The organism is Arthrobacter sp. HS15c (assembly GCF_040812005.1).
Classification (GTDB): Bacteria; Actinomycetota; Actinomycetes; order Actinomycetales; family Micrococcaceae; genus Arthrobacter.
The window spans coordinates 297778-319497 of sequence record NZ_JBFOHM010000003.1 but is presented as its reverse complement, the minus strand read 5'-3'; the positions used below and the strand labels follow the sequence as shown (position 1 = coordinate 319497).

General features: G+C 68.2%; 22 protein-coding genes. 8 read left to right on the top strand and 14 right to left on the bottom strand.

Going from position 1 to position 21720, the window contains the following annotated elements; genetic code table 11:
• Nucleotides 1-7: 7 nt before the first annotated feature.
• On the bottom strand, nt 8-1060 hold the full coding sequence (locus ABV518_RS06560; protein WP_367766041.1) for an FUSC family protein: 1053 nt from the start codon (nt 1058-1060) through the stop codon (nt 8-10).
• 139 nt (nt 1061-1199) lie between these two features.
• Here ABV518_RS06560 and ABV518_RS06555 point away from each other — a divergent pair, with 139 nt between their 5' ends.
• The 8 genes from ABV518_RS06555 to ABV518_RS06520 all read left to right on the top strand — a co-directional run bounded on the left by ABV518_RS06555 (nt 1200) and on the right by ABV518_RS06520 (nt 10440).
• Nucleotides 1200-2039: an ACT domain-containing protein gene (locus tag ABV518_RS06555; protein ID WP_367766040.1), complete on the top strand. Its 840-nt coding sequence runs from the start codon at nt 1200-1202 to the stop codon at nt 2037-2039.
• Nucleotides 2040-2301: 262 nt separating this feature from the next.
• A complete protein-coding gene (locus tag ABV518_RS06550; protein WP_367766039.1) occupies nt 2302-3660 on the top strand; it encodes an MFS transporter in 1359 nt (452 codons plus the stop codon).
• 192 nt (nt 3661-3852) lie between these two features.
• Nucleotides 3853-5220, top strand: a complete 1368-nt coding sequence (locus tag ABV518_RS06545; RefSeq protein ID WP_367766037.1) for an MFS transporter — start codon at nt 3853-3855, stop codon at nt 5218-5220.
• Between the two features lie 10 nt (nt 5221-5230).
• Nucleotides 5231-6730, top strand: a complete 1500-nt coding sequence (locus tag ABV518_RS06540; protein ID WP_367766036.1) for an amidase — start codon at nt 5231-5233, stop codon at nt 6728-6730.
• 58 nt (nt 6731-6788) lie between these two features.
• Nucleotides 6789-7472, top strand: a complete 684-nt coding sequence (locus tag ABV518_RS06535) for a GntR family transcriptional regulator (protein ID WP_131131949.1) — start codon at nt 6789-6791, stop codon at nt 7470-7472.
• The gene (locus ABV518_RS06530) at nt 7469-8257 is read left to right on the top strand and encodes an aspartate/glutamate racemase family protein (protein ID WP_367766035.1); all 789 of its coding nucleotides are present in this window, start codon (nt 7469-7471) and stop codon (nt 8255-8257) included. The genes ABV518_RS06535 and ABV518_RS06530 overlap by 4 nt, the downstream gene beginning before the upstream one ends.
• Before the next feature lie 10 nt (nt 8258-8267).
• Nucleotides 8268-9704, top strand: a complete 1437-nt coding sequence (locus tag ABV518_RS06525; RefSeq protein WP_367766034.1) for an amidohydrolase family protein — start codon at nt 8268-8270, stop codon at nt 9702-9704.
• A 7-nt stretch (nt 9705-9711) separates the two neighbouring features.
• On the top strand, nt 9712-10440 hold the full coding sequence (locus tag ABV518_RS06520; RefSeq protein ID WP_367766033.1) for an aspartate/glutamate racemase family protein: 729 nt from the start codon (nt 9712-9714) through the stop codon (nt 10438-10440).
• Between the two features lie 127 nt (nt 10441-10567).
• Here the strand turns inward: ABV518_RS06520 and ABV518_RS06515 are convergent, their stop codons facing one another.
• The 13 genes from ABV518_RS06515 to pcaG all read right to left on the bottom strand — a co-directional run bounded on the left by ABV518_RS06515 (nt 10568) and on the right by pcaG (nt 21720).
• Nucleotides 10568-11485 (bottom strand): diacylglycerol kinase family protein, encoded by a 918-nt coding sequence (locus ABV518_RS06515; RefSeq protein ID WP_367766031.1) that lies wholly within the window; start codon nt 11483-11485, stop codon nt 10568-10570.
• 40 nt (nt 11486-11525) lie between these two features.
• Nucleotides 11526-11780, bottom strand: coding sequence for a hypothetical protein (locus tag ABV518_RS06510; protein WP_367766028.1), 255 nt, complete (start codon nt 11778-11780; stop codon nt 11526-11528).
• 63 nt (nt 11781-11843) lie between these two features.
• Complete coding sequence (locus ABV518_RS06505; RefSeq protein ID WP_367766027.1) at nt 11844-13217, bottom strand: NAD(P)(+) transhydrogenase (Re/Si-specific) subunit beta; 1374 nt, start codon at nt 13215-13217, stop codon at nt 11844-11846.
• The gene (locus ABV518_RS06500) at nt 13214-13534 is read right to left on the bottom strand and encodes an NAD(P) transhydrogenase subunit alpha (RefSeq protein WP_367766026.1); all 321 of its coding nucleotides are present in this window, start codon (nt 13532-13534) and stop codon (nt 13214-13216) included. The genes ABV518_RS06505 and ABV518_RS06500 overlap by 4 nt, the downstream gene beginning before the upstream one ends.
• Entirely contained in the window at nt 13534-14772 is a 1239-nt protein-coding gene (locus ABV518_RS06495; RefSeq protein WP_367766159.1) for a Re/Si-specific NAD(P)(+) transhydrogenase subunit alpha, read from the bottom strand. Before ABV518_RS06495 ends, ABV518_RS06500 begins: the two co-directional genes overlap by 1 nt.
• Before the next feature lie 184 nt (nt 14773-14956).
• Entirely contained in the window at nt 14957-15766 is an 810-nt protein-coding gene (locus tag ABV518_RS06490; RefSeq protein ID WP_367766025.1) for an IclR family transcriptional regulator C-terminal domain-containing protein, read from the bottom strand.
• Nucleotides 15767-15860: 94 nt separating this feature from the next.
• Entirely contained in the window at nt 15861-16541 is a 681-nt protein-coding gene (locus tag ABV518_RS06485; protein ID WP_367766024.1) for a 3-oxoacid CoA-transferase subunit B, read from the bottom strand.
• 1 nt (nt 16542) lies between these two features.
• The gene (locus ABV518_RS06480; protein WP_367766023.1) at nt 16543-17202 is read right to left on the bottom strand and encodes a 3-oxoacid CoA-transferase subunit A; all 660 of its coding nucleotides are present in this window, start codon (nt 17200-17202) and stop codon (nt 16543-16545) included.
• A gap of 5 nt (nt 17203-17207) precedes the next feature.
• Complete coding sequence (locus ABV518_RS06475; RefSeq protein ID WP_367766022.1) at nt 17208-18422, bottom strand: acetyl-CoA C-acyltransferase; 1215 nt, start codon at nt 18420-18422, stop codon at nt 17208-17210.
• A complete protein-coding gene (gene pcaC, locus ABV518_RS06470; protein WP_367766021.1) occupies nt 18419-18856 on the bottom strand; it encodes a 4-carboxymuconolactone decarboxylase in 438 nt (145 codons plus the stop codon). Before pcaC ends, ABV518_RS06475 begins: the two co-directional genes overlap by 4 nt.
• Nucleotides 18853-19671, bottom strand: coding sequence for an alpha/beta fold hydrolase (locus tag ABV518_RS06465; protein WP_367766019.1), 819 nt, complete (start codon nt 19669-19671; stop codon nt 18853-18855). The genes pcaC and ABV518_RS06465 overlap by 4 nt, the downstream gene beginning before the upstream one ends.
• The gene (locus ABV518_RS06460; protein ID WP_367766017.1) at nt 19664-21157 is read right to left on the bottom strand and encodes a lyase family protein; all 1494 of its coding nucleotides are present in this window, start codon (nt 21155-21157) and stop codon (nt 19664-19666) included. Before ABV518_RS06460 ends, ABV518_RS06465 begins: the two co-directional genes overlap by 8 nt.
• A complete protein-coding gene (gene pcaG / locus ABV518_RS06455; RefSeq protein WP_367766015.1) occupies nt 21154-21720 on the bottom strand; it encodes a protocatechuate 3,4-dioxygenase subunit alpha in 567 nt (188 codons plus the stop codon). The genes ABV518_RS06460 and pcaG overlap by 4 nt, the downstream gene beginning before the upstream one ends.

Here is a 21720-nt window from a genome sequence, read left to right as displayed (position 1 = left end):
CCGGGCGTCACGCCCGCCGGAGCCGCCGCCAGAGGGTGGGTGCCAGCACCACGGCAATGCCGACGGCGGCACCGATGACGGTCTCGATGATGCGGTCCCGGAGCAGGATGGCCGGGGAGGCCGGGACCACCAGCAGGGTGGAAATCAGGGCCAGCGGCGTGATGAAGACCTGCGCCACCAGGTATTGGCGGATGATGAACATTTCGGCGCCGAACTGGCAGAGGGCCATGACCAGCACGGTCTGCCACGGCTCGAGGCCCAGGAGAAGGATTCCGGCCATGACCAAAAGGCCCAGGACCGTGCCGATGATTCTCTGCACGCCGCGGCGGACACGGTGCCGGGTGGTGTGCCCCACCAGAGGGACGACGGCGGCCACCATGGCCCAGTAATTATGGCCGAACCCCAGCCACTGCCCGGCCCACGTGGCCAGAGTCCCGGCCAGCCCGGCAGCCACCAGGTAGCCGGCGCCTTCCAGCCATGCCGCCCGGCGCTCATCGTGGGTGCGGCGGAGCGGGCGCGGCCAGGCCCAGGGCGTGCGGTGGCTGGGCAGCACCCGTGACGAGAAGCCAATCAGCAGGCAGAAGGCGGTGACCAGCACGGCCACCAGCATGCCTTCGGCGAGCGGCGGCTGGTTGGGGATGGAGGCAATGGCCGCGAACGCGAAGATGTGGAACAGGGAACCCGCCGGCCGCAGCCGGAACCAGGAGATGGCCACCGAGCAGCCGCCTGCCACCAGCGTGGTGGCCAGGACCAGGAGCCACGTGGTGCCGGACTCATCCAGCCCCAGAACCCCTCCGGCACGGGCGGCGAGTGACGCGAGCAGGATGATCAGCAGCATCAGGAGCCCGGCACGGAGCTGCAGCGCAAAGCGCGTGCCGTGCGGTTCGCCGCGGCCGTAGATTCCGGTGAACGCGCCGAACGACGCGAAGATCGCGAGGTCCAGGCGGCCCAGCAGCACCAGCGTGAGGAGCGGAATGAACACACCTACGGCGCACCGGAGGGCCGGGTGGTGGTCCTTGTTGCCGGGAGCAATGCTGAACATCTCAGCCATCATCTTCACGGGGGTCGGGCGCCTTCCTGCAGTCTGCATCTGACGGGCGGCCGCACTGACGTCCAGGTAAATCCTACGTTGCGGACCGTTCCCACGATCGGAACGGCGGGGCAACACCCCCGAAACAGCACCACGTGATCCTTGAGACATGAAGCCCACCGCAAGCAACCCTGCCGCGGCTGATTTGAGCTGCGAAGTCTGCGGCCTGATGCCGGAACCGACCAAGGCCCGCCTTACGGTGGCGAATATCGCCGTGATGCTTCCCATCGAGCTTCTCGTCCACGCCCTGGTGGTGGGGACGCATCTGCCTTATCTGGCCAAGGTGCTGGTGCTCACCCTCACGGCCACCATCCTGGTGATCTGGGTGGCCGAGCCGTCCGCTGCCCGCATCCTGCGGGGCTGGCTGCACGCACCCGCCCTGCGCCACCGCAGGAAGCTGGGCAAGGCCCCGTCGCTGTGGCGGGCGCGCACGGTGCTGCAGGACCAGCCGGGCTCGCTGCAGAAAATCACCCGGGCACTGGCCCGCCTGGACACCAACATCCTCAGCATCCACGTCCACCCCGTGGCCGGCGGCGTGCTGGACGAGTTTGTGCTGTCCGCGCCCGGAAACCTCAGCGAGCGCCAGCTGCTGGATGCGCTGCACGACGGCGGCGGCTCCCGCTCGCACGTATGGCCCACCACCGCCTTGGCGATGGCAGATGGCCAGACGAAGGCGCTGAGCCTGGCGGCCAGGATCGCCGACGCACCGGACGAACTTCCGCTTGCAGTGGCAGAACTGCTGCGCGCCCGGATCCTCACCCCGGCGGAGGCGGTCCTGGAAAAGCACGACGCCGGCACGCGCCTGAAAGTCCCCACCGCCTGGCACGGACCCCTCACCTTCGTCCGGCCCGGCGAACCGTTCACGCCCGCGGAGTCAGCCCGGGCACACCGGCTCGCGGAGCTCGCCGAAATCCTGGCGCACCGGCCTACAGCGGCAGCAAAGGGCTAGCCCGGCCAGTCACAATCCGTATTTAAGGCCCGCGCCGGCGCAATTACAGAAAACCCTTGACAGTGGCGCGGGTCACTCCTAACTTTGATTTTGGGATCCCAAAGCGGGATCCCAAAGCGGGATCCCAAATATGCAAACACTTTCCGGCGCTCCCCAAGGAGCCATCCGAAGCCTCGCTCTTCAATCCCCGCCCACCCCGCGGGCCTTACTTTCCAATCCCGGATCCGTTCCCCATCCGTAACTTCCCCGTGAAGGAGAAGCTGTGTCCATTCCGAACACCGAAACAGCACCCGCTGACGACACCCTGAATCCTGCGACCGGCGACGAGCAGCAGAAGGACGGCGTGCAACGGCGCACCAACGTCCGCTGGAAGCTGTTCCTGCTGCTGCTGGTTCTCGTCGCCGTCAATTACATCGACCGCGGCTCCATCTCCGTGGCGCTGCCCATCATCCAGAAGGAATTCAACCTCGCCCCGGAGCTCGTGGGCCTCCTGCTGTCCCCCTTCTTCTGGACGTACGCCCTGATGCAGATTCCGGTCGGCCTGCTGATCGACAAGTTCGGTCCGCGCAAGGTCATGACGGCATCGTGCGTTGGATGGGGCGCCGCAACGGCAGCTTCCGGCATGGCCGGCGGCTTCCTGAGCATGTTCATCGCCCGCCTCGGCATCGGGGTCACCGAGGCAGGCGTCATGCCTGCCGGCGGCAAGCTCAACGCCATCTGGATGCACAAGTCCGAGCGCGGCCGCGGTGCCACCATCCTGGATGCCGGCGCACCGCTCGGCGCCGGCCTGGGCGGTATCCTCATCGCCGGACTCATCGCCGCCACCGGCAGCTGGCGCAGTTCCTTCGTCATCGCCGGTGCGGCCACCGTGCTCATGGGCCTCGCAGTCTGGTGGTATGTCCGCGACAATCCGCGCCAGCACCGCGGCGTCAACGCCGCCGAGGCCGAGTACATCGAGGCCTCCCACGCCGCCGAGGACGCCGAAGCCGAACTCGACGGCAGCAAGGGCAAGCGCGCCCTGCTTCCCTACCTGAAGTTCCGCTCCTTCTGGGCCATGTGCTTCGGCTGGCTGGGCTTCAACGGCGTATTCTATGGCCTGCTCACCTGGGGCCCGCTCTACCTCGCCCAGGCCAAGGGCTTTGACCTGAAGACCATCGGCTGGTCCACGTTCGTGATCTTCGGAGCCGGTTTCGTCGGCGAAATCCTCGGCGGCCACATCGCCGACAAGTGGCGCAACTCCGGCGCCTCGGCCAACCTGGTCATGCGCACCCTGCTGGGCATCTCCAGCGTTGTGGTCATTGGCGGCCTGGTGGGCGTCACCATCGTGGCCGACCCGACGACGGCGGTTGTGCTGCTGTCCGTGGTCATGTTCTTCCTCCGCTGGGTGGGCCTCTTCTGGAGCATCCCCTCCATCCTGGGCGGCCGGACGAACGCCGGAGTCCTGGGCGGCGCCATGAACTTCAGCGGCAACATCGCCGGTTTCGTCACCCCGATCGTGGTGGGCCTGATTGTCGGGGCCACCGGCTCCTACACGTGGGCGCTGCTGTACTTTGTTGGGTCCGCGATCATCATGGGCGCCTCCGTGCTGACCCTGAACTACAACAAGCGCCTCCCGGTCTAACCCTGAACCGGCGCCAGGCGCCCGCACCACGTCCCAAAACCGGTTTGGGATCCCAAAACCATTGACATGGACCCGTCCACGATCTACCGTCATATTTGGGATCCCAAATCAGCACTCGGTGGAGAAATCCTCACTTCCCACCCCAATTCCCACCCGGTCCTGCATCACCGACTCACCGCCCAGGAGGGCTAAATGTCGATCAACTCCCAAACCAAAGATTCCGTTTCCAACGCCCAAACGAAGGGCGGCGGGAACTCAATGAAGAGGGTCGTCGCCGCGAGCTTCGTCGGCACCACCCTTGAGTACTACGACTTCTTCGCGTACAGCACAGCAGCAGCCATCGTCTTCCCCATCCTGTTCTTCCCCGGCTCGGACCCGGCCACCGGTCTCCTGCTGGCCCTGGCCACCTACGCTGTTGGCTATGTCGTCCGGCCGCTGGGCGCCGCGATCTTCGGCCACTTCGGTGACAAGATCGGCCGGAAGAACGTCCTGGTCACCACCCTGCTCCTGATGGGCCTGGCGAGTGCCGCCGTCGGACTCCTGCCCACCTACGAGAACATCGGCGTCTGGGCCCCGATCCTGCTGGTCTCCCTGCGCTTCCTGCAGGGCATCGGCATCGGCGGCGAATGGGGCGGCGCCGCCCTCATGGTCACCGAATCGGACAAGAGCGGCCGCCGCGGCTTCTTCGGCAGCCTGGTCCAGAGCGCGGCCCCCACCGGCCTGCTGCTGGCCACCGGCATCTTCACCCTGATGACCTCCGTTCTCGCCAAGGACGCCTTCCTGTCCTGGGGCTGGCGCATCCCGTTCCTGATCAGCTTCCTGCTGGTTGCCATCGGCCTCTACATACGGATGAAGCTCGCCGAATCCCCCGTTTTCGAAGCTGCAGAGAAGAAGGCCGGCGAGAAGAAGCAGGAAGAGGTCAAGGCCCCGCTGCTCTACGTGTTCACGCACTACAAAAAGGCTCTGGCCCTGGCCGTAGGCGCCCGGATCGGCAGCGACATCGCGTTCTACATCTTCGCCCTGTTCGTCCTCGTCTACGGCACCGAACACCTCGGCCTGCCCAAGAGCCTGGCGCTTGCAGCCTCCACCGTTTCCGCCGTCGCGCAGATGATCGCCATCCCGCTGTTCGGTGCGCTCTCGGACAAGGTTGGCCGCCGCCCGGTGATGATCGGCGGGGCCGTAGCCGGCATCATCTACAGCTTCGTGTTCATCGCGATGCTCAACTCCAGGGATCCGTTCCTGGTGATGATCGCCCCGGCCATCGGCCTGGTGATCGTCGCCGCGATGTACGCCCCCGTGGCGTCCTTCATCCCCGAACTGTTCCCCACCAAGGTCCGCTACACGGGCGCCGCCGTTGGTTTCCAGTTGGCGGGCGTCTTCGGCGGCGGTTTCGCCCCGCTGATCGCCATCCAGCTGATCACCCTGACCAGCACCGGTTTCTCCGTGGCCGGGTACCTCTCCGCGGCCCTGCTGCTTATGGTCTACTGCGTCTTTGTTGCCAAGGAAACATCCAAGATCGCCATGACCGACGCCGGCAAGCTCACCGCCCCGGCAAAGTAGAGGTCCGCAAATGAACAGCACCGTCCTGCCTCCCGCGGAGCCCACCAGCGAAAAGCTGACCGGCCTGTCCATGGTCGAGTGGGCCCTCGCCCTGCGGGAACGCCGGCTGACCGCCGTCGAATGCCTGGAACTGCACCTCGAACGGATCGCCCAGGAGAATCCCGGCCTGAACGCCGTGGTCACCCTCAACCCGCTGGCGCGGCAGGAAGCCGAGGCAGCCGATGCCGCCGCGGCCGAGGGCCGGTTCCTTGGCCCCTTGCACGGGGTCCCGTTCACGGTGAAGGACACGCTGGCCACCAAGGGTTTGCGGACGACGGCGGGAAGTCCCCTTCTGCGGGACTACGTTCCGGAGCAGTCCGCGACGGCGGTCCGCCGCCTGCAGGAGGCAGGCGCGGTGTTGTTGGGCAAGAGCAACTGCTCGGAATTCGCGGTGGAAACGCACAGCCGCAACCCGATCTTCGGAGACACCTGGAACCCCTGGGACACCCGCCTCACGTCGGGCGGTTCGACGGGCGGGGACAGCGCAGCAGTGGCCTCGGGCATGAGTGCCTTCGGGCTCGGCACCGACTTTGGCGGCTCCATCCGCTGGCCCGCGCACTGCACCGGCATCACCAGCCTGCGCCCCACCCCGGGCCTGGTCCCGGAGACCGGGCTGCTGCCGTACGTTCCGCCGGCGGACGGCAGCCTTCCCGCGCCGAACTCGATGTCCGCCCTGCACCGGCTGGGCACCGTGGCCTGGCTGGCCCGCAGCGTGGATGACCTGGGCGTGCTGCTCGGCATCCTCGCGGGGCCGGACGGCGTCGATCCCTCCACCGTGCCGGTGCCCCTGGGCGGTCCGGTGGATTCCCTGGCCGGCATCACCGCGGCCTGGTCCGAGGACGAAGGCACCTTCCCCGTCCGGGACGATCTCGTGGCCGCTGTCCGTAGCGCCGCGGAAGTTCTTGAGGGCCTCGGCCTCCCCACAACGCACGGCCGGCCGCCGGGCCTCGAGCGGGCAGCGGCTGCCTTCGTGGCCCTGCGGACGGCCGAGGGAATGCCCGAAGTTGTAGAGCTTGCCGCGGGCCGCGAGGACCAGCTGGGCGCCAACCTCCGCACGTCCCTGCTGGGTGCCACACCGGGCGCAAACTCCAGCACCGTCGTCGAGTACCGCAAGGCCGCCGCGGAACGCGATGCCATCCGCGCGCGGGTCCTGGGCTTCATGGAGGAGCACAACATCCTGCTCCTCCCGGTGGCGAGCGTGCCGGCGTCGGATCCCCGGGTGGGGAGCTTCACCGTCAGCGGCAAGGACATTCCCTGGACCGAACTGGGATCGTGCTGCCGGGCCATCAGCATCCTCGGTTTCCCGGTGGCAGTGGTCCCGTGCGGGCTGTCCGAGGAAGGGCTGCCGGTAGGCATCCAGGTGGTGGGCCGGCCTTACCGCGACCGCGAGGTCCTGGCCGTGGCCGCGGTACTGGAACGGGCGTTTGGCCGCTTCAGCCCTCCCCCGTTCAGTTCCCGGCGGGCGGACTGAACAGAAATGGATGCCGCCGAGGACGTAGAGTCACTCAAAAACCACGAATGGAGCAAAGATGCTGGCTGCACCTGAGAACCCCAACACGGACCGCCCCCTGCGCGAAGCCGTGCGCGATACCCTGCGCACCAGGATCTTCGAAGGGCATTACGCGCCCGGCACCCGGCTCGTGGAACGCGACCTCGCCGCGGAATTCAACGTCTCCCGGCTCCCGGTCAGGGAAGCCCTCCGGATGCTCCGCCAGGAAGGCCTCATCCGGGACCGCGCCTCCCGGGGCATGGAAGTCAGCGGACTGAGCGCCAAGGACGTGGAAGACCTCTTCGACGTCCGCCAGTCCCTCGAGGTCCTCGCCTGCCGCCTGGCCGCCGCCCGCGCCACCGAGGCAGACCTTGAGCAGCTCCAGGGCCTCCTGGACGAGGCGGACCGCTGCCTCGCCAAGGGCGCCATCATGGACGCCCACCGCGCCAACAGCGAATTCCACGATGCCATCACCCGCATCGCCAACAACGACTTCCTGCGTTCGGCACTGGAACCCCTCCAGGGCCGTATGCACTGGCTCTTCCGCCACGTCAGCGACCTCCCGGAACTGATCCAGGAACACCGTGAGCTCTACGGGGCCATCGCCAGCGGCGACCCGGAACGCGCAGCCGTCCAATCGGCGTCGCACATCGGTAAGTACCGCGAGCAGTTCCCCGAAGACTCCCCCGCAGCCGAACTCACCCTCCAACGGAAACGAACATGAAACTCCTCGTTATCAACCCCAACATCAGCAACGACGTCACCGCCCTGATCGAGGCCGAAGCCGTGCGCTCGGCCGGACCTGACACCGAGCTTGTGGTGCGGACCGCCGGGCACGGCGTCGAATACATCGAAACCCGCTTTGAATCCCTAATCGCCGCCGGCGCCGTCGCCGAAATCATCGCCGAGTATCACGGCCAGGTGGACGGCATCGTCGTAGCCGCTTTCGGCGATCCGGGCATGCCGGCCCTCAAGGAAATGGTGGATGTTCCGGTCATCGGCATCACCGAGGCTGCCCTCTGCGCCGCCGCCCTGCAGGGCCAGCGCTTCTCCATCATCGCCATCTCAGACCGCATCACCGCCTGGTACCGCGACTGCGTCGAACACTTCGGTCTCGGCGGCCGCCTGGCCTCGATCCGGTCCATCAACCAGAGCCTGACCTCGATCGGCTCCGTGCAGGCCGACTTCAAGGACACCCTCCTGGCGCTCAGCCGGCAGGCAGTCGCGGAGGACGGCGCCGACGTCGTGATCCTCGCGGGTGCCCCGCTCGCCGGACTGGCCCGCGACCTTGAGGGGCAGATCCCCGTTCCCGTGGTGGACGGCATCTCCGCAGGCATCCGGATGACCGAAGCCGTCGTCGCCCTGCAGTCCGGATTCCACCGCCAGGGCGCCTTCGCGCCGCCGCCCGTCAAGCGCCGCAGCGGACTGTCCGAAAACCTCGACGCCGCCCTCGCCGCCGCGCAGGCCAACGTCACCGCCCCGGCCGCACGACCAGTCACGCAGAAGTAGGAGGACAATTATGTCCCGCACCCCAGATCTCGTCATCGCCCACGGCACCGTGGTCAACAGCTTCGGCCGGCAGGCCGCCCATGTGGTGGTCGACGGCGGCCGCATCGTGCAGCTTATCGATGCCGCCCAGCCCGTGCCCGAGGCCGTCCGCACCGTGGTCGCCAGCGGCCAGCTGGTGATCCCTGGCGGCGTTGACGCCCACTGCCACGTGGCCCAGGTGACCGGCCGCTTCCGGACCCTGGACGACTACCGCACCACCTCCACGGCAGCGCTGTGGGGTGGCACCACCACCATCATCGACTTCGGCATTCCCCGCGATGCCCAGGAAACCCCGCTGGACGCCGTGCTGAACAAGAAGCGGCTGGCCGCCGAATCACGCTGCGACGTGGCCCTGCACGGCTCCGTGGTCAGCTGGGACGAGACCGTGCCGTGGCAGCTGGAGCGGCTCGCCGCCGAGGGTGTGCGCTCCGTGAAGATGTACACCACCAACCGCGGCTCCACCATGGCCGACGGCGACACCATCCTGAAGGTCATGCGTGAAATGGTCCGGCTGGACGGCCTGACCTACATCCACGCCGAACACGACGCCATCATTGCCGACTGCACCGAACAGCACGCCGCGGACGGCCGCATCGGGATCGAACACCTGCACCGCACCCGGCCGGAGCTGGCCGAGGAAACCTCCGTCAAGGAAACCCTCGCCATGGCCGAATACACCGGAGCGCCCGTGTACTTCGTGCACCAGTCAACGGCCGGGGCCGTGGACCTGGTCACCGAAGCCCGCGGGCGCGGCCAGGAAGCCTATTCCGAGACCTGCCCGCACTACCTGACCCTGGACGACACCGTCTACGGCGGCGCCTTCCCCGAGTGGTATGCCTGCTGCCCGCCCATGCGCAGCGCCGAAACCGTGGCCGCCCTCAAGGAACGCCTCGCGGCCGGGGCCATCCATACGGTGGCCTCGGACCACTCCTGTTACGACCTCTCGCAGAAACGCGAGCGCACCGACGACGTCCGCTTCATGCCGCACGGCCTCCCCGGCGTCGAGACCCGCATGCCCGTCACCTTCACCGCCCTCATTTCCGAATCGGGGGGCTCCGTGGAGGACTTCGTGGAGGTCTTCTCCGCGGGCCCGGCCCGGATCAACGCCCTGCCGCGCAAGGGTGCCATCGTGGAAGGGTTCGACGCCGACCTGGTCGTTTTCGATCCCGCTTCAGAACGCCTCGTCGACGGCGGTGCGCTGCACATGGGAACTGATTTCTCGCCGTTTGAGGGGAAGGCACTGACCGGCTGGCCCGCCGTCGTCGTCTCCGCCGGGCGCGTGGTGGTGGACGGTGCCGGCTTCCAGGATCCCGGCCCCGTGGGCCGCTTCGTGGCACGCGGCGGCTTCACTGAACACCGCGACGCCCTGTCACCGCTGACCCCCGCAATCCTCTCAGCAGCAAAGTAGGACCACCATGCCTTCCGTAACACGCAAAACCCGCATCGGCATGATCGTGCCGTCCTCCAATACCTGCCTGGAGCCGCAGAGCTACCGCATCCTCGGCGACCGGGACGACGTCACCATCCATTTCACCCGGATCCCCGTCACCCGGATCGCCCTGGATGACTCCTCGGACAAGCAGTTCGACCCCGCCGTCATGCGCACCGCCGCCGGGCTGCTGGCAACGGCCGACGTGGACGTCATCGCCTGGAACGGCACCTCGGGCTCGTGGCTCGGCGCGGACCACGACCGGGAGCTGGTCGCCGAAATCACCGACGCGACCGGCGTCCCGGCCACCACGTCCACGCTCGCCTACCTGGAGGCATTCGAGTCCTTCGGCACGGAGCGGATCGGGCTTTTCACGCCGTACACGGAGGACGTCAACCGCGCTGTCATGGACTCCTACCAGCGGGACGGCATCAAAACCATCGGCCACCGCGCCCTGGGGCTCAGCGACAACGAGTCGTTCGCCCGGGTCACGGACGACGAGATGCGGCCGGGTTCGCTGGAGCTGGCCGCAGCCCGGCCGGATGCCCTGGTCTACCTCTGCACCAACCTGTACGGCGCCAACATCGCGGCGGAAGTGGAGGCAGAGACCGGCGTTCCGGTGCTGGACTCCGTGGCCGTGACACTGTGGCACTGCCTCAAACTTGCCGGGTCCCCCTTGCTCGCACCAAGGTGGGGCAGGCTGCTGGCCGGCTAAACGTCCGGAAACCTGCAGGTCAGCGGCCTGCAGTTCCAGCAGCCCAGGCAAGAACCGACGGCGGCCCGCCCACTGGGAGCGGGCCGCCGTCGAACCTTTAACCCGAGCGCCCGGCCATCCGGTTACGTTACATCCGGATCGTGAGGGCGGCCGGCTCCAGCGTCATCAGGACGTGCTTGCCGTCGCCTTCGTGGTCGCCGTCCAGCTGATAGTCATCGTTGTGTTCAAGGGTGATCTCCACGGATTTGCCCTGGTAGTACTCCACAGACGTGTCCTTGCCCTTCCCCTTGCCGATCATGCCGGCGATCACGGCGAACCACCCGAGCTTCCCCCTCGGGGCCAGCACTGCCACGTCCAGCAGGCCGTCATCCATCTTGGCGTCCGGGAAGATCTCGAGTCCGCCCTGGACCTTGCCGCAGTTGCCCACCATTACGCTGCGGATGCCGCGGTGCACCACGTCCTTGCCGTCGATCACAATGGTGGCCTTGACCGGTTTGCCGGGCAGGTTCCGGATGCCGGCGTCCACGTAGGCCAGCCAGCCCACCTTGTCCTTGAGGTCCTCGTTGGTGTCCGCCATGATGGTGGCGTCGTAGCCCACGCCCGCCATCACCAGGAACAGCTGCTCCTTGTCGGGGTCATTCCGGCGGGCACGGACGACGTCGATCTTCCGCTCGGTTCCCGCCAGGGCACCGGCCATGGCGCCGTCGAAGTCTGTGACGTCCATGCCCAGGTTGCGGGCCAGGAGGTTTCCCGTGCCGAACGGGAGCAGGCCCATGGGCACGTCCCCGCCGGCAAGGACTTCCGCCACGCACCGCACGGTGCCGTCGCCGCCGGCAGCAATAACGACGGCGGCGCCCTGCTCAAGCGCTTCCTTCGCCTGTCCGACGCCCGGGTCCTCCTTGGTGGTCTCCAGCCAGATGGGCTCGCCCCAGCCGTTCGCCGAGCAGTGCTTCGCAGCAAGGGCGCGTACATCGATGTCCACCGGCTTGGCAGGATTGATGATGATGGCCGCGCGTTTGAGGGCTTCGGAGCTGTTGGCTGTCATGATGTCCTTTGGTGACGTGGGATATGGCTGGCGGAAAGCGTTAGAAGCGGTTTTCTGTATCCCGGGCCCGGGCTTCCTGGTTCCGTGCGTTGATCCGGGACGACCGCACGATGGTGAACACACCGATGGCATCAACCACGGCGATGACGGCGATCATCCAGAACAGCCCCTGCCCTGCCACCAGGACCATGCCGATGACGCCGGTAACGATGGTCATGATGACCGGCATCAGCCAGACGGGACGGGCCGGCCTGGCTGCGGTGGACGCGTCGGGCGGGGTCTGCGGGTGAGTCATGGGGATGGCTCCTCGTGAAATGTCGGCGTCGGAAGTCTCAGTCTTGATCCTACGGTCCGCAGGCTACAGCGCCTTCACCGCGCCCAGCACCTTGGCCAGGGAATCCTTGGCGTCGCCGAAGAGCAGGGAGGTCTGCGGTTCGTACAGCAGCTCGTTCTCGATTCCCGCAAATCCCGGCCGCATGGAGCGCTTCAGGAAAATCACCTGGCGGGCGTCGGACACCTCCAGGATGGGCATGCCGTAGATCGGCGAGCCGGAGGACGTCTTCGCCGCCGGGTTCACGACGTCGTTGGCGCCCACCACCAGCGCCACGTCCGCTGTCCGGAACTCCGAGTTGATCTCGCCCATCTCCTTGAGCGACTCGTACGGCACATTGGCCTCGGCCAGGAGCACGTTCATGTGCCCCGGCATCCGGCCGGCCACCGGGTGGATGGCGAAGTCCACCTCGATGCCGCGGGCCTCAAGCGCCAGCGCCAGTTCGGCCGCGGTGTGCTGTCCCTGCGCCACGGCCAGGCCGTAACCGGGCACGATAATCACCCGCTGCGCGTAGCCCAGCAGGACAGCCACGTCCTCTGCGCTGGAGGACCTGACGGGACGTTCGCTCACGGCTGTGGATCCCGCCGTCGAACCTCCCCGGAAGGCGCCGAACAGGATGCCGGCGACGCTGCGGCCCATCGCCGCGGCCATGGCCCGCGTGAGGATGGTACCGGAGGCGCCCACCAGGGTTCCGGCCACCACCAGGAGCACGTTGCCCAGCACCACGCCGGACGCGGCAACCGCCAGGCCGGTGAAGGCGTTCAGGAGTGAGATGACGATTGGCACGTCCGCGCCGCCCACCGGGAGCACCAGCAGCACACCGGCGGCGAGGCCCAGGACCATCAGCAGGACCGCGAGCGGCAGGGAACCGGTCAGGACGACGGCGACGGCGGCTCCCACCGCGGCGAGCAGCACCACCGCCATCACCACCGGCAGTCCGGGGAACACGACGGGCCGGGTGGTCATCAGCTCCTGGAGCTTGGCAAAGGTGACCCCGGATCCGGCGAAGGACACGGCTCCCACCAGGAGCGTGAAGACAATGGCGAGGCGCACCCACGGGTCCGCCGTATGGCCGAGCTCCAGCAGCGCCACCAGGGCCGCGGCACCGCCGCCCACGCCGTTGAACAGCGCCACGAGCTGGGGCATCTGGGTCATCTGTACGCGCCGGGCCACCGGTGCGGCCACGGCGGTTCCCACCGCGATGGCGCCGATGATCCAGGGAATGTTGTCCAGACGGGCGGACAGGAAGACCGTGATGACAGCCAACAGCGCCCCGAAGGCGCCCACCAGGTTTCCGCGGCGCGCGGTCCGCGGCGAGCTGAGGCCGCGCAGGGCAAGGATGAAGAACACTGCGGCTACGAGGTACAGGAGGGAGGTCCAGACCGGATCGAGGAGGGTCACTGTCCTTCCCCCTTGCCCGCGGCGGCCTTGCCGGCGGCCTCCTTCCGGCCGTGGAACATGTGCAGCATCCGGTCGGTGACCACAAAGCCGCCCACCAGGTTGGCGGTGGCCAGCACCACGGCGAGCAGCGCCACGGCCAGGATCAGCGGCTCGGCGGCCTGGCCTGCCACGATGATGGCGCCCACCAGGATGATGCCGTGGATGGCGTTCGCCCCGGACATCAGCGGTGTGTGCAGCGTGCTGGAGACCTTGGAGACCACCTCGAAGCCGACAAAAACGGCCAGTACGGTGACAGTCAGCAGGCTCATGCCGTCCATCAGATTCCCCCCTCGCTGTGGACGCTGTCGCTGTGGACACTGTGGATCCGGGCGCCCTCGGTCTGGACCGTGGGCGAATGGTCGGGCAGCGCCGGGATGAGCGCGGCGAGGGCCTCCGCCGTGGGCAGGTGCCGCACCGCGCCGTCGTGCGTGAGGCAGGCGCCTGCCACCACCTCGTCGTCGAAATCGGGGGCAACCACCCCGTCCCGGGTCATCAGGGCGAGCAGGTTGGCCACGTTTTTGGCGTAGAGCCGCGATGCGTCCGAGGCCATCGCGGACGGCGCGTCCTTCAGCCCCACCAGCGTGACGTAGCCCTGCCCGTCCGCGGTGGGCACCAGGATGTCCTCGCCGGGAACGGATCCCTCCACATTGCCGCCGGTCTCGGCGGCGAGGTCGACGACGACGGAACCGGGCCGCATGGCCTGCACCATCTGGCGGCTCACCAGGAGCGGTGCGCGCCTGCCGGGGACTGCCGCCGTCGTAATCAGGACGTCCGCCTGGGCGACGTGCGGTGCGAGGAGTTCACGCTGGAGGGCGCCGCGGTCGGCGCTGAGTTCACGGGCGTAGCCGCCGGAGGCTTCGGCAGTTTCGAGGTCGAGCCTGATGAAGGTGCCGCCCATGGAAGCGACCTCGTCCGCGGAGGCAGGCCGGATGTCGTTGGCGGAGACGCGTGCCCCCAGCCGTTTCGCGGTGCCGATGGCCTGCAGCCCGGCCACACCGGCGCCGAGCACCAGCACCCGGGCGGGCGGTACCGTTCCGGCGGCCGTCATGTAGAGGGGGAAAAAACGGGGCAGGCGGATGGCGGCTTCGAGGACGCAGCGGTAGCCAGCCACGAGGGCCTGGGAGCTAAGCGCGTCCATGGACTGGGCGCGGGAGATGCGAGGCACCAGTTCCAGGGCGAAGGAGGTGACTCCGGCGTCAGCGAGCGCCTGGACGGTGGCCAGTTGGGACGATGGCGAGGCCATCCCCACGGTGACGGCGCCGGATTTCAGCGATTTGGCTGTCGCCGGATCCAGCGGGCGGACGTGGACGAGGATGTCCAGGCCGCGGGTGTCCAGGGCCGGGACAATACGGGCCCCGGCGTGTATGTATTCATGGTCGCTGTGGCCTGCTGCGCCGCCGGCCCCTGCCTCCATCAGCACGTCCAGGCCCAGCCCGACCAGCTGCGTGACCGTTTCCGGGGTGGCGGCCACGCGCCGTTCACCCTCCTGGCGTTCCCGCGGTATGCCCAGTTGCACCGCCACTCCCCTCGCAAACGAGTGCGGCAGCGCCTCAGGGTTCAGGTCCATCCGTTTGACCGGCGGGAACTTCGCGGAGCGGCACTGCTGCACGTAGTTGGCTAGAGTCTATGGCCCCCTGCGCGAACTGGCAGCTAATTCCCCCAGATTCGTGTTTTGGGGGTATTACCTGCCTGTCCGCGCGTTACCCCCGGGCGGTCAGGTCCGCCGAGATGAGCTTCGCCGTAGCCACGATTTCCTGCGCCACCGAGGCGAAGTACGCCTCAGGGTCCGGCCGGGCGCCGACGGACTGGGCCTGCAGGGAAACGTTCACCGCGGCCACCACCTTGGGTCCGTCATGGACCGGTGCCGCCACGGACATGAGCCCCAGTTCCAGCTCCTGGTCCAGCAGGCACCAGCCCTGTGCGCGGACGGTTTCCAGGACTGCGAGCAGATCCTGGGGTGTGCCCAGCGCGCGGGGTGTCAGCGGTTTGATCTCTGCGGCGGCCAGGTAGGCCCTCAGTTCGGCTGGCGGCAGGGCGGCCAGCAGCACCCTTCCCATCGAGGTGGCATACGCCGGAAAGCGGGTGCCCACGGTGATGCCCACGTTCATGATCCGGCGCGTGGTCACGCGGGCGATGTAGGCGATGTCCGCGCCGTCCAGAACCGCGGCCGAGGTGGACTCACCCAGCTTCAGCGACAGTTCCTCCAGGTGCGGCTGGGCCAGTTGCGGCAGCGAGAGCCCGGACAGGTAGGCGTAGCCGAGTTGGAGCACCTTGGCCGTCAGCGCGAACGTCTTGCCGTCGGTGCGGACGTAACCCAGTTCCACCAGCGTGTGCAGGAAGCGCCGCGCGGTGGCCCGGGTCAGGTCCGTGCGGGCGGCGACTTCGGTGAGGGTCATCAGGGGGTGGTCGGTATCGAAGGCACGTATTACGGCCAGCCCGCGCGCCAGAGACTGCACGTACTGGTCGCCCGCCTGCGGAGCGGCCTGCGTGTCTGCTGGTGCGTTGGTCATGGTTACCAATCCTATTCGGCGCGAACTGGCGGCTAATCCCCTCAAATCACGGTTTTGAGGGGATTACGTGCCAGTTCGCGCCGGGGGTGGGGTGTTAAAGCGCGACGGCGGGGGCTGCTGTCAGCGGGACCGGCACCAGTTCCTGGAGCTCCTCCAGCGTGCAGCCAAACGTCTCGCGGACCTGGACGCCGCCGGGCCCGGTGAGGAACACTGCCTTGTCCGTGTACACGCGCGTCACGCAGCCGACGCCGGTAAGGGGGTAGGTGCAGGCCTCAACGATCTTGGAGGCGCCCTCGCGGGTGAGCAGTGTCATCATCACAAACACGTCCTTGGCGCCGGTGGCGAGGTCCATCGCCCCGCCCACGGCCGGAATCGCGTCCGGCGCACCGGTGTGCCAGTTGGCGAGGTCACCGGTGGCCGAGACCTGGAACGCGCCCAGCACACAGATGTCCAGGTGCCCGCCGCGCATGATCGCGAACGAGTCAGCGTGATGGAAGTAGGACGCCCCCGGGAGTTCGGTGACCGGGATCTTGCCGGCGTTGATGAGGTCGCCGTCGATCTCCTCGCCCTTGGCTTCCGGACCCATGCCCAGCATGCCGTTCTCGGTGTGCAGGGTGATGTCCTGGTCCTCGGTGAGGTAGTTGGAAACCAGGGTGGGCTGGCCGATGCCGAGGTTCACGAACGAGCCGGGCTTGATGTCCTTGGCCACAAGCCGGGCGAGGTCGTCACGGCCCAGCGGCGTCTCGGACGTCTGAATGCTGGTTGCGATGCTCATCTCAGGCCACCTTCACAATGGTGTTGACGTAGATTCCGGGGGTGACGACAGTCTCCGGATCCAGTGCCCCGGTGGGGACGATTTCGGAGACCTGGACAATGGACTGCTTGGCAGCGGCGGCCATGATCGGGCCGAAGTTCCGGGCGGTCTTGCGGTACACCAGGTTGCCCTTGCCGTCGGCCTTGAGCGCCTTGATCAGCGCGACGTCGGCGTGGATGGGCGTCTCGAAGACCTGGCCGCGGCCGTCGATGATCCGGGTTTCCTTGCCCTCGGCCAGCATCGTGCCGTAGCCGGTGGGGGTGAAGAACCCGCCGATGCCTGCTCCGGCGGCACGGATGCGCTCGGCAAGGTTGCCCTGCGGCACCAACTCCAGTTCGATCTCCCCGGCCTTGTACTTGGCGTCGAAGTGCCAGGAGTCTGACTGCCGCGGGAAGGAGCAGATCATCTTCTTCACCCGGCCTTCCTTGATCAGCAGCGCGAGGCCCTGGTCGCCCTGGCCGGCGTTGTTGTTCACCACGGTCAGCTCGCGGGCTCCGCAGTCCATCAGCGCGTCGATCAGTTCGAACGGCTGCCCGGCGTTGCCGAACCCGCCGATCATCACGGTGGAACCATCCCTGATCCCGGCGACGGCCTCGGCCACGGTGTCTACAAAATTCAGCATCTCTCTCAGCCCTTCACTGGTTTTGCCGGCGGGGCGGCGGTGACGTTTTCGAGCACCACGGCCAGGCCCTGGCCCACGCCGATGCAGATCGCCGCGACGCCCCAGCGCTGACCGGAGGCCTGCAGGGACCGGGCGAGGGTGCCCAGGATCCGGGTGCCGGACGCGCCGAGGGGGTGGCCCATGGCGATCGCGCCGCCGTGCCGGTTCACGATGGACGGGTCGATGCCCCAGGCGCTGATGCAGGCCAGGGACTGGGCGGCGAACGCTTCGTTAAGTTCGACGGCGCCGACCTGGTCCCAGCTGATGCCCGCCTTCGCGAGGGCCTTGTTCGCCGCCTCCACGGGGGCGTAGCCGAAGTACTGCGGGTCGTTGCCGTGCGCGCCCCGCCCCGCGATGCGGGCCAGGGGTTCGAGCCCGAGCAGCCCGGCGGCACTTTCGCTGCCGATCCAGGCCGCAGAGGCGCCGTCGGACAGCGGGGACGCGTTCCCGGCGGTGACGGTGCCGTTCTCGGCGCGGAACACGGTCTTGAGCCCCGCGAGCTTCTCCGCCGACGAACCTGCGCGGATGCCCTCATCCCGGACCAGGTCCGTTCCCGGAACCGGGGCCACCAGGTTGTCATAGAAGCCCTCGTCCCAGGCCGCATCGGAAAGGTTGTGCGAATTGGCGGCGAACTGGTCCTGGGCCTCTCGGGTCACACCGTACTTCTCGCGGAGCCGCTCGGTGGCCTCGCCCAGGGAGATGGTCCACTCCTTGGGCATGGCCTTGTTCACCAGGCGCCAGCCCAGCGTGGTGGAGGCCAGGGTCATGTCACCGGCCGGGTAGGGCTTCTCGGTCTTGGGCAGCACCCAGGGAGCGCGGGACATGGATTCGGCGCCGCCCACCAGCATGAGCTCGGCGTCGCCGGCGTTGATCTGGCGTGAGGCGATGATCGCCGCGTCCAGCGATGAGCCGCACAAACGGTTCACCGTGGTCCCCGGGATGGAGACCGGCAGGCCGGCCAGCAGGGTGCCCATCCGGGCGATGTTGCGGTTTTCCTCGCCGGCGCCGTTGGCGTTGCCGAAGACGACCTCGTCGATCCGCTCCGGGTCGAGGCCCGGGGCCCGCTTCACGGATTCAGTGATCACGTGCGCGGCAAGGTCATCCGGGCGGACCGCGGCGAGGCCGGAGCCGAACTTACCGAAAGGCGTGCGAACGGCGTCGTACACAAAAGCCTGGTTCATGAGTTGGTGTCCATTTCCTTAAAAACTTGCTGTGCTGTCTTGAATGCTGTGTTGGCGGAGGGAACACCGCAGTAGATGGCGGTCTGCAGCAGGATTTCCTTGATTTCATCCCGGCTCAGGCCGTTGGTGATGGCCGCGCGGATGTGCATGGCCAGCTCTTCCCAGTGCCCGTGCGCCACCATCGCGGTGATGGTCACGGCAGAGCGCATCTGCCGTGGAAGGCCCGGGCGGGTCCAGATGCCACCCCACGCGATCCGCGTGATCATGTCCTGGAAGTCTTCGGTGAATTCGTCTTTGTTGGCGTTGGCCCGGTCCACGTGCGCGGCGCCCAGCACCTCGCGGCGGACCACCATGCCGCCGTCGTAGATCTCCTGGCTGGTGGCATCCGGCTGGACGACGCCGTTCCGTGCGTCTGGAAGATCAATGCTGCTCATTTGGCTGCCTCCTGGGATTCGGTCCATGAGATGAGGTTCCGGAGCAGGTCGGCCACGTGGCCGGGAGCCTCGAACGGGGCAAGGTGGGCCACGCCGCCCAGCGTGACGGCGTTGGCGGTGCCCCCGCCGGCGGTGATGCCCGCCGCCACTTCTTCAGCGAACGACGGCGGCGCAACAGTGTCCTCGGCGCCGGCCAGTGCCTGCGTGGGGACGCTGATGCTGCCGAGGTCCGCGCGGACGTCAAAGGATGCCAGTGCTTCGCAGCAGAAGGCGTAGCTGAAGCGGTCGGCGTCGCGCAGGGAGTGCAGGAGGCGGCTGCTCCGGGCGGGTTCGCGGTCCATAAAGCCCGGCGCGAACCAGCGCTGCGCGGAGCCCTGGATCATCACCGGGGTGCCCTGGGTGCGGACGGTTTCTGCGCGTTCCAGCCATCCTTCCGGGGTGCCCAGCTTGGCGCCGCTGCACTGGACCGAGAGGCTCTTGAGGCGTTCGCCGTGCTTGATTCCAAGCTGCAGGCCGGTGGCGCCGCCGAGCGAGACCCCGGCGTAGTGGAAGCCGGCGCCGGGCGCGATGGTGTCCACGAGGTCCACCACGGCATCCGCGAGGTCGGCCACGTCAAAGCCTTCGGTGGCCGCCGGCGAGACGCCGTGGCCGGGCAGGTCCCAGGCCACCACGTCGTAGTCGGTGCCGAGCAGTGTTGCCGCCTCGGTCCACAGGAGGGTGGATGTGCCCAGGGACGGTCCGGCTACGAGCAGTGGCCTGTCGCCCAGCGGGCGCTGGGGCGAAAGCAGCACTGCCTTCAGGGTCGGTTTAGCCACGGTTGGCTCCGTTCGGATCGTTGGATGCTGACGTGTTGGATGCCCCGGAAAGGGCAAAGTCCGGAAACGCGGCGAGGATGCGCCGGGAGATCGCGGCGGCCTGGCCCAGGTAACTGGCCGGATCCAGGAGCTCTTCCAGCCGAAGATCGGTGAGCTGGCCGGCGGGCACTGCTTCGCGGAGCAGCCGCCGGTAGGTGCCCGCCTGTTCGGCGGCCGGCACCTCGAGGGTCCGGTCCACCACGGCCTGAAGTTGCTGCTTGCCGGTGGCACCGTCCTTGTCGTCCAAAAGCGGGGCGACGGCGGCGCCCACCCCTTCGGCCAGCAGCAGCGGTCCGGCGAGGTCCAGGTTGCGGCGCATGGCCACCGGAAAAACCTGCAGGCCTTCCGCCAGTTCCTTGACGTGGCCGGCCGCGGCCAGGGCCAGGCGGAGCAGCCCCCGCAGGGCAGGCCATTCCGTGTGCCAGGCGCCGTCGGGGCGTTCGTCGTTGAAGTTGGCGGCGGCCAGGTGCAGCTGGGCCGCGAGCTGCGGCGCCTGCAGGGCGGCGCTGCGGACCAGGACGGAGAGTACGGGGTTCTGCTTCTGCGGCATGGCCGAGGACACGCCACGGCCCGCGGCGCGCGGCTCGGCGAGCTCGGCCACCTCGGGACGGCTGAGGAACAGAACGTCGGCGGCGATCTTGCCGTACGCGTCCAGCACCGCGGCCAGGGCATTGCCGAGCGACGTGATGGCCAGGCGGTTGGTGTGCCACGGCGCGGGCGCCGCGGCCAGGCCCAGCTGGGCGGCCAGCGAATCCGCCAGGCCAAAGGGGGTGGACGCCGTCCCAGACGTAAGTACCGTGCCGGCGGCGAGGGTGCCGGCGGCGCCGCCGAACTGTACCGGCAACTGCACCTTCTCCAGCTGGCGGCCGGCGGCGGCCACGCCATGGAACCACTGCGCGGCGCGGAGCCCGAAGGTGAACGGCAGCGAGTGCTGGGTCAGGCTCCTGCCCACGCACAGCGTGTCCGCATGCTGTTCCGCGAGGGCGGCGAGCGCCGCCGTCGTGCTTTTCAGGTCGGCCAGCAGCGACTCAATGGTGTTGCGCGCCAGCAGCATCAGGGCCGTATCCAATACGTCCTGGCTGGTCAGTGAGGTGTGGACCGCTTTCACGGCGCCCACGTTGGAGGTGTCCCGCGCCTGGACCTGCTTCCGCAGGTCGGCCAGGAGCGGGATCACGGGGTTGCCACCACCCTGGGCACGGAGCGCGATGTCCGCCACGTCGTAGCGGCCCGCCTCAGCGGCGGAGGCCACGACGGCGGCGGATCCGGACGGCGCCAGGCCGGCCTTTTCCAGCACGGCGGCCCAGCCGGACTCGACGGCGAGGATCGCCGCCAGCACCGCGCGGTCCCCCGTCAGCGCGCCCACCAGGGGCGACGCCGACACGGGGCTCAGCAGGCCGGCGTCGCCGTCGGCCGCGCTTCCGAAATTGCCCGGGGCGGCGTTGTTCACTGGAAGTCCAGGAAGACTGTTTCGCCCTCACCCTGCAGCCGGATGTCCCAGGTCAGTCCGCCGTCGGGATCGCGGCGGGCGATCAGGGTCTTCCGGCGTTCCGGGTCCAGGGAGCTGAGCAGCGGGTCCGTGGCGAGGGCTTCCCCGCTCTCGGGCAGGTAGATGCGGGTGAACAGGCGGTTCGTCAGGCCACGGGCAAAGATGGCCACCGAAATGAACGGCGCCGCCCCCGGCTCGGTGGGGCCAGGGTTGACAGTAGTGAAGGTGAACACGCCGGAGTAGCCCACGGAGCCGCGGCCCCAGCCGGTGAAGGTGTAGCCGTCGCGGACCAGTGAACCGGTCTTTTGCACGATCCTGCCGTCGGCGTCGGGCTGCCAGATTTCCAGGATGGCGTCCGGGACGGTCTCCCCAGCGCCGTCGTACACGGTGCCCTGGAGGCGGATGGAGCCCGGCGAGCCGGGGGCGAGGAGTTCGTTGTCCTTCTCGAACGGCAGCGCGTAGCCGTAGAAGGGGCCGACGGTCTGGCCGGGGGTGGGAACAAGCTTGGTGGTCTGGTTGCTCAT